The organism is Nonomuraea sp. NPDC050556, assembly GCF_044457355.1.
GTDB lineage: Bacteria > Actinomycetota > Actinomycetes > Streptosporangiales > Streptosporangiaceae > Nonomuraea.
Genome location: NZ_JBITGU010000001.1, coordinates 2,749,984 through 2,764,367, shown reverse-complemented (window position 1 = coordinate 2,764,367; position 14,384 = coordinate 2,749,984). Strand labels below are relative to the sequence as shown.

Sequence of the window (14,384 nt, the reverse complement as noted above, 5' to 3'; positions counted from 1 at the left end):
CCAGACGCCGCAGGCGCGACGGGGATTCGTCGAAGATGCGCGAGACGCGCGCGGCTGGGCTGATTTCCGAACGCCGTCGGCTCCGATACGACACTAATCGAATCGGAGGCTAGGTGGACACGACGGGAGTTGACATAGTCGCTCTCCCTGTCGTCGAAATAGAGCTGTCGCGGCTGTCTTCTGTATACTCACCGCGAACCTCAGGCGAGGATCCAGAGCACGTCGAGACCCTTTTGTCGGCACAAGGGGAGCTTCCGCCCATTCTCGTTCACCGACCAACGATGCGGGTGATCGATGGCCTGCACCGATTGAAGGTGGCACGGGTCAGGGGCGAAACGAAAATCGCTGCAAGGCTTGTCGACGGCACAGAATCAGACGCTTTCGTCTTGGCCGTCGAGGCGAACGTGCGGCATGGGCTGCCGCTTTCACTGGCCGACCGCAAGCGGGCGGCCATCCGGATCATCGGGACACATCCGCAATGGTCTGATCGCCGGGTGGCCTCGGCGACCGGCATATCTCCCGGTACGGTGGCCGACCTGCGCAGGCGCAGAGGACACAGCGGAGATGACGCCAGGATCGGGCGGGATGGGCGCATCCGTCCGGTCGACAGTTCGGAGGGAAGAAGGCTCGCCGCCGAGCTCATCCGCAGCCATCCGGACCTTTCGCTCCGCCAGGTGGCCAGACAGGTCGGTATCTCCCCGGAGACGGTCCGGGATGTGAGAGGCCGGCTGGAGCACGGTGAAAGCCCGATCCCGGACGGGAGCAGGAGGTTACGGACCAGGCCGGAGTCACTGCGCCGGGCAGATCAGGACTTCGGCCACGCCGGGGGCCGAGATCGCCAGGCGATGCTGGAACGGCTCAAGGCCGACCCCGCTCTGCGTCTGACCGAAACCGGGCGAATCCTGTTGCGAATGTTAGCCTTGCATTCCATCGACGGGCAGGAATGGGAAAGGCTTTTGCGCGGAGTCCCGCCGCATTGGGACACCGTTTTCGCTAGATGTGCCAGGGATCATGCCCAGATCTGGGCAGCGTTCGCGGATCGCCTTGAGGGGCGGGCGACCGACCTGGCCGCCGGATGATCATCAGCAAACGGGACGGGCGGCCGTATGTAGAACAAGCAGACGGGACCAGATCAGGCACACGACAATCCACATCGGGGAACCGCTTGGGGGACGAGCAAGAGTGCTGTTCGGGCGAGATCGTGAACTGAAGAGTCTGATGAGATTGCTCCATTCCACCGCGGCCGGGCGCGGTGGAATGGCCGTCATTACGGGGCCCGTGGTCGGCGGCAAGACCGCCATCCTCCACGAACTGGGCACGCGGGCCATCGCGGCGGGGGTCCGGCTGGTCAGGGCCAGCTGCACGCTGGCGGAGCAGCCGCTGGATTGGGGGCTCGCCGACCAGATCCTGGGTCGGGGGGCAGCGGAGCGGCTGACCGCTCACAGCGCGGGCGACGCGGTCGAGGAGGTCTGTGTCTCCCTGTTCCAGATGGCCGAGGCGAACCCGATCCTCCTGACGATCGACGACGTGGATCTCGGTGATGAGCCGTCCTTGCTGGCCATCCTCGCCATGGCGCCCCTGCTGAGGAACACCAGGATGATGATCGCCGTCACGATCTGCCCGGACCGGCCGCCGGCCCGCCTCCCTCATGGCGCCGAGACCTTGCCGCGCCTGCCCGACGTCCAGCTGGTTGAGCTGCCGCTCCTGTCCCCTCTGGCGGTCAGGCAGTTCGCCGCCGAGCACCTCGGGGCGGAGAGGGCCGACCAGATCGCTGACGACCTCTACCGCTTCAGCGGCGGCAGCCCGCTGCTGGTCCAGGCGCTGATCGAGGATCATGAGGCCGGCGCGGGCCGACTCGTGGCCGGTGACTCCTTCATGAGCGCGGTGGCAGCCTGCGTTCATGGCTGCGAGCCGGAGGCTGTCGGCGTCGCAGAGGCGGTGGCCGTCCTCGGCGAGCACGCTACGCCGGACGCTGTGGGCGAACTCGTGGGCCTGGCCCCTCCTGCGGCAACGCGATCGATGGGCGTGCTGGATCGCGCTGGGCTCCTGGCCGGGGGGCGCTTCCGCCATGGGGCGGGCCGCCTGGCCGTACTCGGGCGCATGACCTCGTACGGCAGGATGGAGATCCACCGGCGGGCCGCTGAGATCCTTCATCGGCGGGGCGGCCCGTCGTCGGCCGTGGCCGCGCACTTGCTGGAGGCGGACTGGTCGGGTGAGGAGTGGGCCTTCGATGTCCTCGTCGAAGCGGGAAGGCAGGCGTTCCGCGAGGGTGATTTCGTCGCTGTCATGAGGTATCTGCGGCTCGCTCTGGCGTCCGGCTGGGGGAGACCTGGCAGGCTGGACGTGAAGGTGATGCTCGCTGCTGCGGAGTGGCGCGTCGACCCGGCCGTGGCGGTACGTCACCTGCCCGATCTGCTCGACGCCGCGCGCTCGGGCGCGTTGCGTGGATCTCACGGACTGGAGCTGTTCCGCCAGCTCCTTTGGTACGGCCGGTTCGCGGACGCGGGGGAGCTGATCGATCGGCTGAGGTCGACCGTCGCCGACGGATCCTTGATCGGGATGTGCCATGTCCACCCGGCACTTCTCGACAGGTTGCCCCGATCCGCTCGCCGCTCGATGGGCCAGACAGTCGAGGACGCGCGACGCATTCTGCATCGAGCGGAGCCGATGGATGAAGAGATGGACGGGATCGTCTCCTCCTTGATGGCTCTGCTGTTAGGGGGAGTGCTGGATGCCGCGGACTCGTGCGAGACGCTCCTCAAGGAGCCCAGGGTGACGGAAGCGCCTACCTGGAAGGCGATCATCGCCGCCATCCGCGCGGAGACGGCGTGGCGTAAGGGCGACCTGGCGGGGGCCGAGGCGCATGCGCAGGAGGCGCTGACCATCGTGCGGCCCAGTGGCTGGGGCGTCGCGATCGGCGCACCACTCAGCACGCTGCTCCATGCCCAGACCGCGATGGGCCACCTCGATGACGCCAAGGCGACCGTGGGAGTGCCGATGCCCCGCGAGACGGCGGAGACCGCCTTCGGGATCGGCTACGAACTTGCGAGGGCGCAGTACCACCTGGTCACGGACCAGCCTCGCGCCGCTTTCGCCGGCTTCCAGGCATGCGGGCAGGCGGTCCAGCGGTGGGGATGCGGCCAGTCCCACATGTTCCCTTGGCGCCTCGGAGCGGCGCGGGCGTGCCTGCAACTGGGCTGGTGCCGCAGAGCGGCCGATCTACTCACGGCCCAGATCACCCACACCTCCCCCGGTGACCTGCGAACCTACGGGATCGCCCTCCGCCTGCTCGCTCAGGTGAGCAAGCCCGGACAGCGCCAGCGATTACTGATGCAGTCCGTGGACGCGCTCGAGGCCGCCCAGGATCGCTACCAGCTGGCCCTTGCTCTCTCCGACCTCGCCGGTACCCACCAGCTGAAGGGCGGCGAGGAAGAGGTCCGGGCCTACTGGATCCGAGCGCAGGAGTTGGCCCGCGAATGCAACGCGAAGCCGTTGATGAAGAGGCTTGCCACGCAGCACGATCATGCTGAGGCCGCACCGTTGAGCGGCGCAGAACGGCGAGTCGCCGTTCTCGCCGCCCGGGGGCAGACGAACCGTGAGATCGCCGAGGCGCTCTACATCACGCGGAGCACGGTCGAGCAGCATCTCACCAGGATCTATCGGAAGCTCAACGTACAGACCCGCGGTGACCTGGGCGACCTCTTCTCCGTGGGCATCGCGGAGGTGGCAACGGCCGCAGCCGGCCGCGAGCCGCGTGAAGCGGTGCGGGTATGAAGTGAGTTCGGGGCGACGGTCCGGCTGGTGGCCCAGGCCGAGACCGGCCGCCCGCGCTCCGCCATGATGAGTGTGCAACTGCTCGACCGCGCGGTTGGACGCTCATGCCGAGTAGGCGTCGGGGATGATTAACCAGAATATGTGCGCGGCGCCGTCGTGAATATCACTTTATCACATGAGTGCGTCAGGATGGCCATTCACGGCTGCCGACTGGAAAGGCCTCGCGAATGGGCTGGAAATCTCCTGGGATTTGCCGGTGAGAATGTCCAGTGGACACGGTGCGAACCTCCCTGGCCCAGTCGTAGCGTCGGAATATGGTATCGCTTCCACCTCTCGGTGTTGATTACGTCGAAATGTATGTGGCGGATTTGCAGGTCGCCACTCTCCCCTGGACCGATGAATACGGCTTCGCCATCGTGGGCACGGCGAACGCCGCCGACCATCGCAGCGTCGCGCTCCGGCAAGGCCGGATCACTCTCGTCCTCACCCAGGCCACGTCCGGCCGGCATCCGGCTTCGGCTTACGTGGAAACGCACGGCGACGGAGTCGCCGACATCGCCCTGCGGACCCCGGACGTTGACGCCGTCTTCACCCACGCCGTGGGCGCCGGCGCCCGGCCTGTACGGTCCCCGTCCCGTCACCCCGGCCCTGGGCCGGCATGCTCCGCCGTGATCGGCGGCTTCGGCGACGTGCTCCACACCCTCGTCCAGCGGGAGCCCGGCGACGGCCCCGGCCTGCCGGTCGGCTTCTCCGATGCTCCATTCGCAGCCGAGTCGCGTGCGGACGCGGCGGAGCTGCTCGACATCGACCACTTCGCCGTGTGCCTGGCCACGGGCGACCTCGACATCATCACCGACTTCTACGTCGCCACCCTCGGCTTCAGCGAGACTTTCAAGGAACGTATCGAGGTCGGTACCCAGGCTATGGAGTCCAAGGTGGTGCAGAGCGCCTCCGGCGACGTCACGCTGACCCTGATCGAGCCGGACCCCATGGCGGACTCCGGCCAGATCGACATGTTCCTCGAACGTCACGCCGGTGCCGGAGTGCAGCATGTCGCGTTCTCGTCCGCGGACGCCGTACACGCTGTGAGGACCCTGTCCGAGCGGGGCGTACGGTTCCTCGCCGCGCCGGACAGCTACTACGACCTGCTCGAATCACGGATTCAGGTCCGGGATCACACGGTGGACGAGTTGCGCGCGACGGGACTGCTCGCTGACGAGGATCATGGCGGACAGCTCTTCCAGATCTTCACGGCGTCCACCCATCCGCGCGAGACCCTCTTCTTCGAGGTCATCGAGCGGCAGGGAGCCCGCACCTTCGGAGGCGCCAACATCAAGGCCCTCTACGAGGCCGTCGAGGTGGCGAGGTCCCGGCAGGGTGCATGAGCGTCCCGTCTGCCTCGCCGAGTTCGAGGAGATCGCCGCCAAGGTCCTCCCCGGGGACATCCGGGATTTCATCGACGGCGGCAGTGGCCGCGAGCAGACCCTCCATGCGAATCGAGCCGCCTTCGACCGGGTGTTCCTGGTGCCGCGTGTGCTCCGAGACGTGTCGGCGTGCTCCACCTCCGCGACGCTGCTGGGCCATCGCGCGACGATGCCGGTGGCTGTGGCTCCCGTCGCCTACCACCGGCTCGTGCATCCTGACGGCGAGCTGGCGACGGCGCGGGCGGCGCGGGACACCGGTGTCCCGTTCACCGTCAGCACCTTGAGCAGCGTCCCGGTGGAGGACGTCACCGCCCTGGGGGGACACGTCTGGTTTCAGCTCTACTGCCTTCGGGACCGCGCCGCCACCCTCGGCCTGATCCGCCGGGCGGAGGACGCGGGGTGCCGGGCGTTGATGCTCACGCTTGACGTGCCATGGATGGCCCGCAGGCTACGTGACATGCGCAATCAGTTTCGCCTGCCCCCGCATGTGCGGCCCGTGCACCTGACGGCGGAGTCCGAGACCGAGGCTCATCGGGGTGCCTCAGGCGGCTCCGCGCTGGCGACGCATACGGCCATGGAACTCTCCGCCGCGGTGGACTGGTCGTACCTCGAGACCCTTCGGGCCGCCAGCGGACTCCCGCTGGTGGTCAAGGGTGTACTGGACCCTGAAGACGCCCGCCGCGCCGCAGATGCCGGCATCGATGGCATCGTGGTCTCCAACCACGGAGGACGTCAGTTCGATGGCGCCATAGCCAGCCTCGACGCACTGCCGGGTGTGGCGCAGAGCGTCGGGGACCGCTGCGAGATCTTGCTCGATGGTGGCGTCCGGTCAGGAGCCGACGTCCTCAAGGCGCTGGCGTTGGGAGCGTCGGGTGTGCTCGTCGGACGCCCCGTGATCTGGGGTCTGGCCGCGGACGGTGAACAGGGGGTCCGTACGGTGCTCGACCTTCTGGGCGCCGAGATCAAGGATGGGCTCGGCCTGACAGGCTGTGGCGACGTCGCTGCCGCCCAGGCGCTCAAGACCACTTCCGGCTGAGCACTTTCTCCGACTTGGGACAAGAGGAACTCGACGAGACAGCCGAGTCGCGGCGTGGGGTTCGTCTCCAGGCGTCGAAGGACTGCGGCGCGTCATGCGCTCCCACCATTTCCGACCGGCGCCCCCCGAGCCCTCCTGGCGAGCCTTCCTACGGTCGCAGGCCAGGGCTCCTAGCCTGCGATTTCTACCGCTGTGGGTACCACGGTGCCGAAGACTCCGCGCCAGCTCCCGAGGACCAGCTGCGACGCCGAGAGCTGGATCCGGACCGGGTATCGGCTGCAGCCGTACGGAGAGACCAAGGGCCGCTTCTGCGCGATCCGTACCGTGAGCAGGGATACGGTCACCCACAGCAGTAGCCCGCAGCTGTGAGCGTCGTCACAGGGGATTCCCGGAATAGGGCTGAGTAAAGCGGCTGTTAGTCCTGACGTGAACGAGTCATACGTCAAAGCCATGAGCGCCGCCGGCGACCTCATGTGCCGCCGTATGGCCATGGGACGAATGCGGATGGCCTGTCGGGCCCACTGACCCACCGTCCCTTTCGTTCCCCCTGAAGGTTCCCATGATCTCTCCCAGCTTCGTGCTGCGCAGGCTCAGCCATCTGCCCTTCCACCCCGGCACGCGCTAGCCCTTCCCCCGACATCCGATCGACGTCCGTTGCTCCGTAGTTGTGGGGAAAAGTTGTGATCCAGGCTTCCGGCCTGCGTAAGTCGTACGGTCGAACCGTCGCGCTCGACGGGGTCGACCTGCACGTGCGCCCAGGCGAGATCTTCGGTGTGCTCGGCCAGAGCGGCGCGGGCAAGAGCACCCTGCTGCGCTGCGTCAACCTGCTCGAACGTCCGGACTCCGGTACGGTCACCGTCGCCGGCCAGGACCTCACCGCGCTGGGCGGGCGCGAGCTCAACCGGGCGCGCACCCGCATCGGCATGATCCACCAGCACTTCGCCCTGCTCTCCTCGCGCACCGTCGCGGGCAACGTCGCCTTCCCCCTCGAAGTCATGGGCGTGCCCAGGGCCGAGCGGGAGCGGCGCACCGCCGAACTGCTCGACCTGGTCGGCCTCGGCGGGCGCGGCGGTGACCGTCCAGGACAGCTGTCCGGCGGGCAGAAGCAGCGGGTGGGCATCGCCAGGGCGCTGGCGGGCAACCCCGACGTGCTGCTGTCCGACGAGGCCACCTCGGCGCTCGACCCGGGGACGACGGAGTCGATCCTGGGACTGCTGCGCCGCCTCAACGGGGAGCTCGGGCTGACGATCCTGCTGATCACCCACGAGATGAACGTCGTCAAGAGCGTCTGCGACTCGGTGGCCATCATGGCCGCCGGGCGGGTCCTGGAGTCGGGCACCATCGCCGACCTCATCAGGACCCCGGGATCGCGGCTGACCAGGGAGATCTTCCCGCTGCCCGACCCCGCGCCCGGCGACGTCACGATCACCTTCACCGGCCGGGCGGACGAGCCGGTCATCTCCGAGGTCGTGCGCAAGTTCGACGTCGACGTCAACATCCTCGGCGGGGCCATCGAGAACCTCTCGGCCGGGTCCGTCGGCCGCCTGCGGGTGGGGCTCACCGGGGCCGAGCGCTCCGGCGCGCTCGACTACCTGGCCGGGCGCGGGCTGCTCGTGGAGGTGGCGGCATGACGTGGGCGGACATCTGGACGGCCACCGGGGAGACGGCGGCGATGGTGGGCTGGTCGACCGTGCTCACCGTCCTGTTCGGGCTCCCGCTCGGGGTGGCGCTCGTCGTCTTCGACCGGGGCGGGCTGCTGCCGCTGCCCGTGCTCAAGGCCGTGCTCGGGGCGATCGTCAACGTCGGCAGGTCGCTGCCGTTCCTCATCCTGATGATCGCGATCATCCCGTTCACCCGGTTCGTCGTCGGCACCACCATCGGGCTGGCCGCCGTCGTCGTGCCGCTCACCGTGGGCGCCGTGCCGTTCTTCGCCAGGCTGGTCGAGGTGGCGCTGCGCGGGGTGGGCGCGGACGTCGTCCAGGCGGCCGAGGCCATGGGCGCCGGCCGTACGACCATCGTGCGCAAGGTCCTGCTGCCCGAAGCCCTGCCCGGACTGGTGTCCGGGCTGACCGTCACGGTCATCGCGCTGATCGGCTACACCGCCATGGCGGGCACGCTCGGCGCCGGCGGGCTGGGCGACCTGGCCATCAGGTACGGCTACCAGCGCTTCGAGACCACCACCATGATCATCACCGTCGTGCTGCTCATCGTCATCGTGCAGCTCATCCAGAGTTTGGGCGACCTCGTCGCCCGGCGTCTGTCACACAAATAAAGGAAAAATCATGAAAATTCGTGCACTTGCGGGTGTTGCCGCTCTCGCGTTGTTGCTGACCGCATGCGGTACGTCGCAGTCCGCTACGCCCGCCGCGGCGACCCAGGATGCCGTGCTGAAGGTGGGCGCGAGCCCGGTGCCGCACGCGGAGATCCTTCAGTTCGTCAAGAACAACCTGGCCAAGCAGGCCGGGCTGAACCTGGAGATCGTCGAGTTCACCGACTACGTGCAGCCGAACGTGCAGCTCAGCGAGGGCCAGCTCGGCGCCAACTTCTTCCAGCACAAGCCGTACCTCGACGACTTCAACGCCTCCAAGGGCACCAAGCTCAGCTTCGTGACCCCGGTGCACCTGGAGCCGCTGGGCCTCTACTCCAAGAAGCTCACCGACGTGGCCGCGCTGCCCGCCGAGGCCACCGTGGCCGTCCCCAACGACGCCACCAACCTGGGCCGCGCGCTCAAGCTGCTCGCCGACAACGGCATCATCACGCTGAAGGACGGCGTGGGCACCGCGGCGACCGAGCGCGACGTCACCGCCAACCCGAAGAAGCTCACCTTCAAGCCCATCGAGGCGGCGCAGATCCCGAGGTCGCTCGAGGACGTCGACGCCGCGGTGATCAACGGCAACTACGCCATCGAGGCCGGGCTCAAGCCCGCCACCCAGGCGCTGGTGCTGGAGAAGACCGAGGGCAACCCGTACGCCAACGGCCTGGTGGTGCAGGCGGGGCACGAGAAGGACCCGAACATCGTCAAGCTCGGCCAGCTCCTTCAGGACCAGAAAGTCAAGGACTTCATCCAGAAGAAGTATGAAGGCGCCGTGATCCCCGCCAGCTGATCAGGAAAATGGTCTTATCGATCAATATCCACATATAGTGGATTGAAAGTATTCGGCAATCCTCGGGGCGTACCAAGAGGGTGACAGAAACCCTCTTCCCGAGGAGCCCGAATGCGATTCGTCTCACGAATCCTGATCGGCGTCGCAGCTGCCACAGCACTGGCAGTCGGCGCGCCCGCGGCGGCCAACGCGACAACAGCAACGGCCACCACGACAGCCACATCCGCCTCGCACTACTACGACGCGGACTGGGGTCCCTACTACTCCAGCGACCACAAGGCCAGCTCAGAGGGTCACGTGACCGTCGACAAGCAGGCCTACAAGTTCTGGTACTGGAAGACGTACAAGAAGCACGTCAAGTTCTGCTGGTTCGACAAGCAGGGCGACAAGCACTGCAAGTGGATCTGGAAGACGTACAAGAAGAAGGTCTTCGTCTGGAAGTACAAGTACTTCTACACCGTCGACAGCACGCTCACCAACTACAAGTGGTGGGGCCACCGCAAGTTCGTCTGCGCGTGGGAGACGTTCAAGGTCGTCAACTTCGACGGTTCCAGCTACTTCAAGAGCTTCAAGAACTGCTCCAAGCACCCGGCTGACTACAGCTTCGACGGCTGGAACGCCGCTCACATCTACGTCGACGTGAGCAGGGGCAACTACTACTCGCCCAAGGGCTACCACTCAGGCTGGCAGGACGTGTACCACCACGCGTGATCCTCAGCCAGGCGAAGCCGTGACCTTCCCGCAGGTCACGGCTTCGCCGTGTTTGTATTCAGGTATGCACTTCCTGATCTCTTTCGCGCTGGTCATTTCGCAGGCGGCATATCACCGAGAAAAGATCGATTCGCCCACGGAATTCACGAAAAAAGGTGATTGGGAGATCGCGCAGTGGACGTCGCAGCGCACGGTCGGGTTCGCCGCCACCGAGCTGATCCCGTCCTGGACCGCTGACACGCCGCCCGGCACCTGGATCAAGGTGGAGGCGCGCATCCCCGGCTCCGGCTGGTACACGATGGCCCGCTGGTCCTACGACGGGCCGCGCACCACGGTCAAGGGGCAGAAGGACGCGTCGGGGCGCGTCGCCGTGGACGTGCTCAAGGCCGCGCGGCCGTTCACGTCCTACCGGCTGCGGGTACGGCTGGCGCGCCCGCCCGGCTCCGCCGTACGACCTCGGGTGCGCACGCTCGGCGCGGTCGCCTCGGCCCCCGGGCGGACCCCGGCCGCCAAGGGGGGAGCGGCCTGGGGCAAGGAGCTGCAAGTGCCGCGGAAGTCGCAGCTCGCCCATGCCGACCACGGCGGGCGCACCTGGTGCAGTCCCACCTCGACCGCCATGGTCCTCGCCTACTGGGGCAAGGGGCCGGGAGCGGGCGAACTCGCCGGGTACCCGCCCGGCGACCCCGACCCGGCCGTCGACCACGCCGCCGAGCACACCTTCGACAAGGCGTACGGCGGAGCGGGCAACTGGGCGTTCAACACCGCCTACGCGGGGCGGTTCGGCCTGGACGCCTACGTCACCAGGCTGCGCTCGCTGGCCGAGGTCGAGCGGTTCATCGTGCGCGGCGTCCCGGTGGTGACCTCGCTCGCCTTCGCCAAACGCGAACTGGGCTACGGCAGCGAGGGCCACCTCATGGTGGTCACCGGCTTCACCGCGGACGGCGACGTGATCGCCAACGACCCAGCGGTGCGCACGGTCCGCGCCGTCTACCCGCGCGCCGCCTTCGAGAAGGCCTGGCAGCGCAGCAGCACCGGCACGGCGTACATCATCAGACCCTTTCCGGCGAACCGCTGACCGAATAGTGTTCGGTTCATGTATCCGGGAGCCATCGCAGCCGTCACCCCCGACAAGCCCGCTGTGATCATGGCGGGCTCCGGGCAGGTCGTCACCTACCGCGAGCTGGACGAGGAGTCCAACAGGCTCGCGCACCTCTTCCGCGCGTCCGGGCTCGTGCCCGGCGACCACATCGCCTTCATGCTCGAGAACCACCCGCTGTTCCTGGCGATCGCGTGGGCTGCGCACCGCTCCGGGCTCTACTACACGGCGATCAGCCCGCGGCTGCAGACCGACGAGCTGGCCTACATCGTGGACAACTGCGAGGCGCGCGTCTTCATCTCCTCCGCGCCGCTGGCGGAGGTGGCCGGGTCGATCACGGCCGCCACGCCCCGGGTGGAGCTCAGGCTCATGCTGAACGGCACGGCCGACGGGTTCGCCTCGTACGAGGAGGCGGTGGCGGGTCAGCCCGCCACGCCGATCGAGGACGAGTGCCAGGGCGCCGACATGCTCTACTCCTCGGGCACCACAGGGCGGCCCAAGGGCGTCAAGCCGCGCCTGTCCAAGGCCGGGATGACCGAGCCGGGGGCGCTGTTCAACCTGGTGTCGTTCCTGTTCGCGCCCTCGCCGGACAGTGTGTACCTGTCGCCCGCGCCGCTGTATCACGCGGCGCCGCTGCGTTACTGCATGACCTTCCAGCGGCTGGGCGCGACGATCGTGGTGATGGAGAAGTTCGAGCCGGCGCGCTACCTAGAACTTGTCCAGAAATATCAGGTCACGCACTCGCAGCTCGTGCCGACGATGTTCATCAAGATGCTCAAGCTGGCCGACCGCGAGTCCTACGACGTCTCCAGCCTGCAGTGCGCGATCCACGCCGCCGCTCCGTGCCCGATCCCGGTCAAGGAGCAGATGATCGAGTGGTGGGGGCCGATCGTCCACGAGTACTACGCGGGGACCGAGGGCAACGGGTTCCTGTACGCGGGGCCGCAGGACTGGCTGGCGCACAAGGGGACGGTGGGGCGCTCCCTGCTGGGGACCGTACACATCTGCGACGAGGACGGAAACGACCTGCCCGCCGGTGCGCACGGCACGATCTACTTCGCCGACGGCCCCAGCTTCGAGTACCACGGCGACCCGACGAAGACCCGCTCCGCGCAGGATCCGCAGGGCCGGGGGTGGACCACGCTGGGCGACATCGGCTACGTGGACGAGGACGGCTTCCTCTACCTGACCGACCGCCGCTCCTACATGATCATCTCCGGCGGGGTGAACATCTACCCCCAGGAGGCCGAGAACGTCCTCTCGGTCCATCCGAAGGTGGCCGACGTAGCCGTGTTCGGCGTCCCGGACGAGGAGATGGGCGAACAGGTCAAGGCGGTGGTCCAACCTTCGACCCCAGAGGAGGCAGGACCCGAACTGGAGGCAGAGCTGATCGAGTACTGCCGCACGCACCTGGCCCACTACAAGTGCCCGAAGTCAGTGGACTTCCGCGACGAACTCCCCAGACACCCCACAGGAAAGCTGTACAAACGCCTCCTGAGAGACGAGTACTGGCCCACAACCACCTAGGGCTGTCCACTTCCGGCCACCCCCACCACGCCAACCCCAGAGGTCATTGGCGCGTCCTCCTCTCACGTCTGCATCTTCCGGCGAGAGGGACCCTGGATGAACATCGGACCGGCTGAGCTCGCCGTCACCGTAGGCGCCCTCGGGGCGGCTGCCGCCCTCGTCAACGGTCTGGTCTTCCTCATAGCCCGCCTCACCCGTCACAGACGAAGATGAGTTTCGAGAACTTTCCCGTGGGTGGTCGGTCTGTGACCAGGGGTGATAAGGCGCGTGTCAGGGCTCTCACGCGGATCTGATCACGGTCTTAACCTGCACTTACACGCCCCGAGGCACCCTTGAGTCAGCAGACTTGAGGGAGAAGAAGATGAACGCGAACGAGCCTCACGAGCAGGGGACCTCCGGCGGCGGCTGGAGCCAGTTCGGTGCGACGCCGCCCTCGGCCGGGGGGTTCAAGCGCCCGGACGACACCCTGATCACGCCGGTCCCGCCGCAGCCGGCACCGCCCAAGCAGGGCTTCACCGGGGTGCAGAAGGCGGTGGCCGGTCTCGCGCTGGCGGCGATGGCCGTGGGCGGCGGCGTGGCGGGGGCCGTCATCGCCACCTCGGTGTCCCAGCCGACCACGTCCGTCTCGGCGCCGAGCCCGACGTTCAAGCAGGCGGCCAACCAGTACACGGTCGCGGACGTGGCCAAGAACGTCAGCCCGTCCGTGGTGATGATCCAGGGCAGCACCGGCGAGGGTTCCGGGGTCGTGCTGTCGGAGGACGGGCTCATCCTCACCAACAACCACGTCGTCGTCGGCGCGGGCCAGGGTTCCGGCGGCATGACCGTCAAGTTCAGCGACGGCAAGTCGGCCAAGGCGACCGTCGTCGGCACCGACCCGGCCACGGACCTCGCCGTCATCAAGGCGGAGGGCGTCTCGGGCCTGACCAAGGCCAACCTCGGCGACAGCGACCAGCTTCAGGTGGGCGACGCCGTCCTGGCCATCGGTTCGCCGCTGGGTCTCGACGGGTCGGTCACCGCGGGCATCATCAGCGCCCTGGACCGTACGCTGACGGTCGGCGGCGAGCAGGAACAGCAGCAGCAGATCCCGCCGGGCTGGCCCGGCGGCGGTCAGAGCCGGCAGCAGCAACAGCAGGGCGGCGGAGCCACCACGATCGGCGGCGCCATCCAGACCGACGCGGCCATCAACCCGGGCAACTCCGGCGGCGCGCTGGTCAACGCCGCGGGCGAGGTGATCGGCATCAACACCGCGATCGCCACCAACGGCGGCAGCAGCGGCAACATCGGGGTCGGCTTCGCCATCCCGATCAACACCGCCAAGCAGGTGTCGGAGCAGCTCATCAAGAGCGGCAAGGTGAGCCACGCCTTCCTCGGCGTCAGCGTCACCGACGCCACGGGCGACGTGCCAGGCGCGCTCATCAGGCAGGTCACCGACGGAAGCCCGGCGCAGGCGGCGGGACTCAAGACCGGCGACCTCATCACGAAGATCGGCGACAAGGCGGTCGAAGGCGGCGACACGGTCGTCGGCGCCGTCCGAGGTTTCAAGCCCGGCGAAGTGGTCAAGATCACATATATGCGCGACGGTAAGACTGCCGAGGTGCAGGTGACCCTCAAGGAGAAGACCGGCGCATAGGATCCCCCTCAATAACGGGTGTGCCGTCGAGATCGCTGCGGACTCGGCGGCACACCCCCCTCATTTCCCACGAAATTTCCCA

12 protein-coding genes are annotated in these 14,384 nt (G+C 67.6%); all 12 read left to right on the top strand.

The window, feature by feature from the left end; genetic code table 11:
• Positions 1 to 113 precede the first annotated feature (113 nt).
• The 12 genes from ACIBG8_RS13350 to ACIBG8_RS13295 all read left to right on the top strand — a co-directional run bounded on the left by ACIBG8_RS13350 (position 114) and on the right by ACIBG8_RS13295 (position 14,302).
• Positions 114 to 1,079 carry a ParB/RepB/Spo0J family partition protein gene (locus ACIBG8_RS13350; protein ID WP_397342954.1) on the top strand — a complete coding sequence of 322 codons (966 nt, stop codon included), beginning with the start codon at positions 114 to 116 and terminating at the stop codon, positions 1,077 to 1,079.
• On the top strand, positions 1,012 to 3,774 hold the full coding sequence (locus ACIBG8_RS13345) for an AAA family ATPase (protein ID WP_397342953.1): 2,763 nt from the start codon (positions 1,012 to 1,014) through the stop codon (positions 3,772 to 3,774). Before ACIBG8_RS13350 ends, ACIBG8_RS13345 begins: the two co-directional genes overlap by 68 nt.
• 314 nt (positions 3,775 to 4,088) lie before the next feature.
• Entirely contained in the window at positions 4,089 to 5,159 is a 1,071-nt protein-coding gene (gene hppD / locus ACIBG8_RS13340) for a 4-hydroxyphenylpyruvate dioxygenase (protein WP_397342952.1), read from the top strand.
• Positions 5,152 to 6,234 (top strand): alpha-hydroxy acid oxidase, encoded by a 1,083-nt coding sequence (locus ACIBG8_RS13335; RefSeq protein ID WP_397342951.1) that lies wholly within the window; start codon positions 5,152 to 5,154, stop codon positions 6,232 to 6,234. Before hppD ends, ACIBG8_RS13335 begins: the two co-directional genes overlap by 8 nt.
• A 204-nt stretch (positions 6,235 to 6,438) precedes the next feature.
• Positions 6,439 to 6,603 (top strand): hypothetical protein, encoded by a 165-nt coding sequence (locus ACIBG8_RS13330; protein WP_397342950.1) that lies wholly within the window; start codon positions 6,439 to 6,441, stop codon positions 6,601 to 6,603.
• Positions 6,604 to 6,914: 311 nt separating this feature from the next.
• The gene (locus ACIBG8_RS13325) at positions 6,915 to 7,865 is read left to right on the top strand and encodes a methionine ABC transporter ATP-binding protein (RefSeq protein ID WP_397342949.1); all 951 of its coding nucleotides are present in this window, start codon (positions 6,915 to 6,917) and stop codon (positions 7,863 to 7,865) included.
• On the top strand, positions 7,862 to 8,506 hold the full coding sequence (locus ACIBG8_RS13320; protein WP_397342948.1) for a methionine ABC transporter permease: 645 nt from the start codon (positions 7,862 to 7,864) through the stop codon (positions 8,504 to 8,506). Before ACIBG8_RS13325 ends, ACIBG8_RS13320 begins: the two co-directional genes overlap by 4 nt.
• Positions 8,507 to 8,516: 10 nt before the next feature.
• Complete coding sequence (locus ACIBG8_RS13315; protein WP_397342947.1) at positions 8,517 to 9,338, top strand: MetQ/NlpA family ABC transporter substrate-binding protein; 822 nt, start codon at positions 8,517 to 8,519, stop codon at positions 9,336 to 9,338.
• Between the two features lie 111 nt (positions 9,339 to 9,449).
• Positions 9,450 to 10,049, top strand: a complete 600-nt coding sequence (locus ACIBG8_RS13310; protein ID WP_397342946.1) for a hypothetical protein — start codon at positions 9,450 to 9,452, stop codon at positions 10,047 to 10,049.
• Positions 10,050 to 10,113: 64 nt separating this feature from the next.
• Positions 10,114 to 11,124, top strand: a complete 1,011-nt coding sequence (locus ACIBG8_RS13305) for a C39 family peptidase (protein ID WP_397342945.1) — start codon at positions 10,114 to 10,116, stop codon at positions 11,122 to 11,124.
• Between the two features lie 18 nt (positions 11,125 to 11,142).
• Complete coding sequence (locus ACIBG8_RS13300; protein WP_397342944.1) at positions 11,143 to 12,672, top strand: acyl-CoA synthetase; 1,530 nt, start codon at positions 11,143 to 11,145, stop codon at positions 12,670 to 12,672.
• 361 nt (positions 12,673 to 13,033) lie between these two features.
• Entirely contained in the window at positions 13,034 to 14,302 is a 1,269-nt protein-coding gene (locus ACIBG8_RS13295) for a S1C family serine protease (RefSeq protein WP_397342943.1), read from the top strand.
• Positions 14,303 to 14,384: the final 82 nt, after the last annotated feature.

Coding starts and splice junctions, on each gene's coding strand:
- ACIBG8_RS13345 (WP_397342953.1), top strand. CDS start 1,012: ATGCCCAGATCTGGGCAGCGTTCGCGGATCGCCTTGAGGGGCGGGCGA.
- hppD (WP_397342952.1), top strand. CDS start 4,089: ATGGTATCGCTTCCACCTCTCGGTGTTGATTACGTCGAAATGTATGTG.
- ACIBG8_RS13320 (WP_397342948.1), top strand. CDS start 7,862: ATGACGTGGGCGGACATCTGGACGGCCACCGGGGAGACGGCGGCGATG.
- ACIBG8_RS13315 (WP_397342947.1), top strand. CDS start 8,517: ATGAAAATTCGTGCACTTGCGGGTGTTGCCGCTCTCGCGTTGTTGCTG.
- ACIBG8_RS13310 (WP_397342946.1), top strand. CDS start 9,450: ATGCGATTCGTCTCACGAATCCTGATCGGCGTCGCAGCTGCCACAGCA.
- ACIBG8_RS13305 (WP_397342945.1), top strand. CDS start 10,114: ATGCACTTCCTGATCTCTTTCGCGCTGGTCATTTCGCAGGCGGCATAT.
- ACIBG8_RS13300 (WP_397342944.1), top strand. CDS start 11,143: ATGTATCCGGGAGCCATCGCAGCCGTCACCCCCGACAAGCCCGCTGTG.
- ACIBG8_RS13295 (WP_397342943.1), top strand. CDS start 13,034: ATGAACGCGAACGAGCCTCACGAGCAGGGGACCTCCGGCGGCGGCTGG.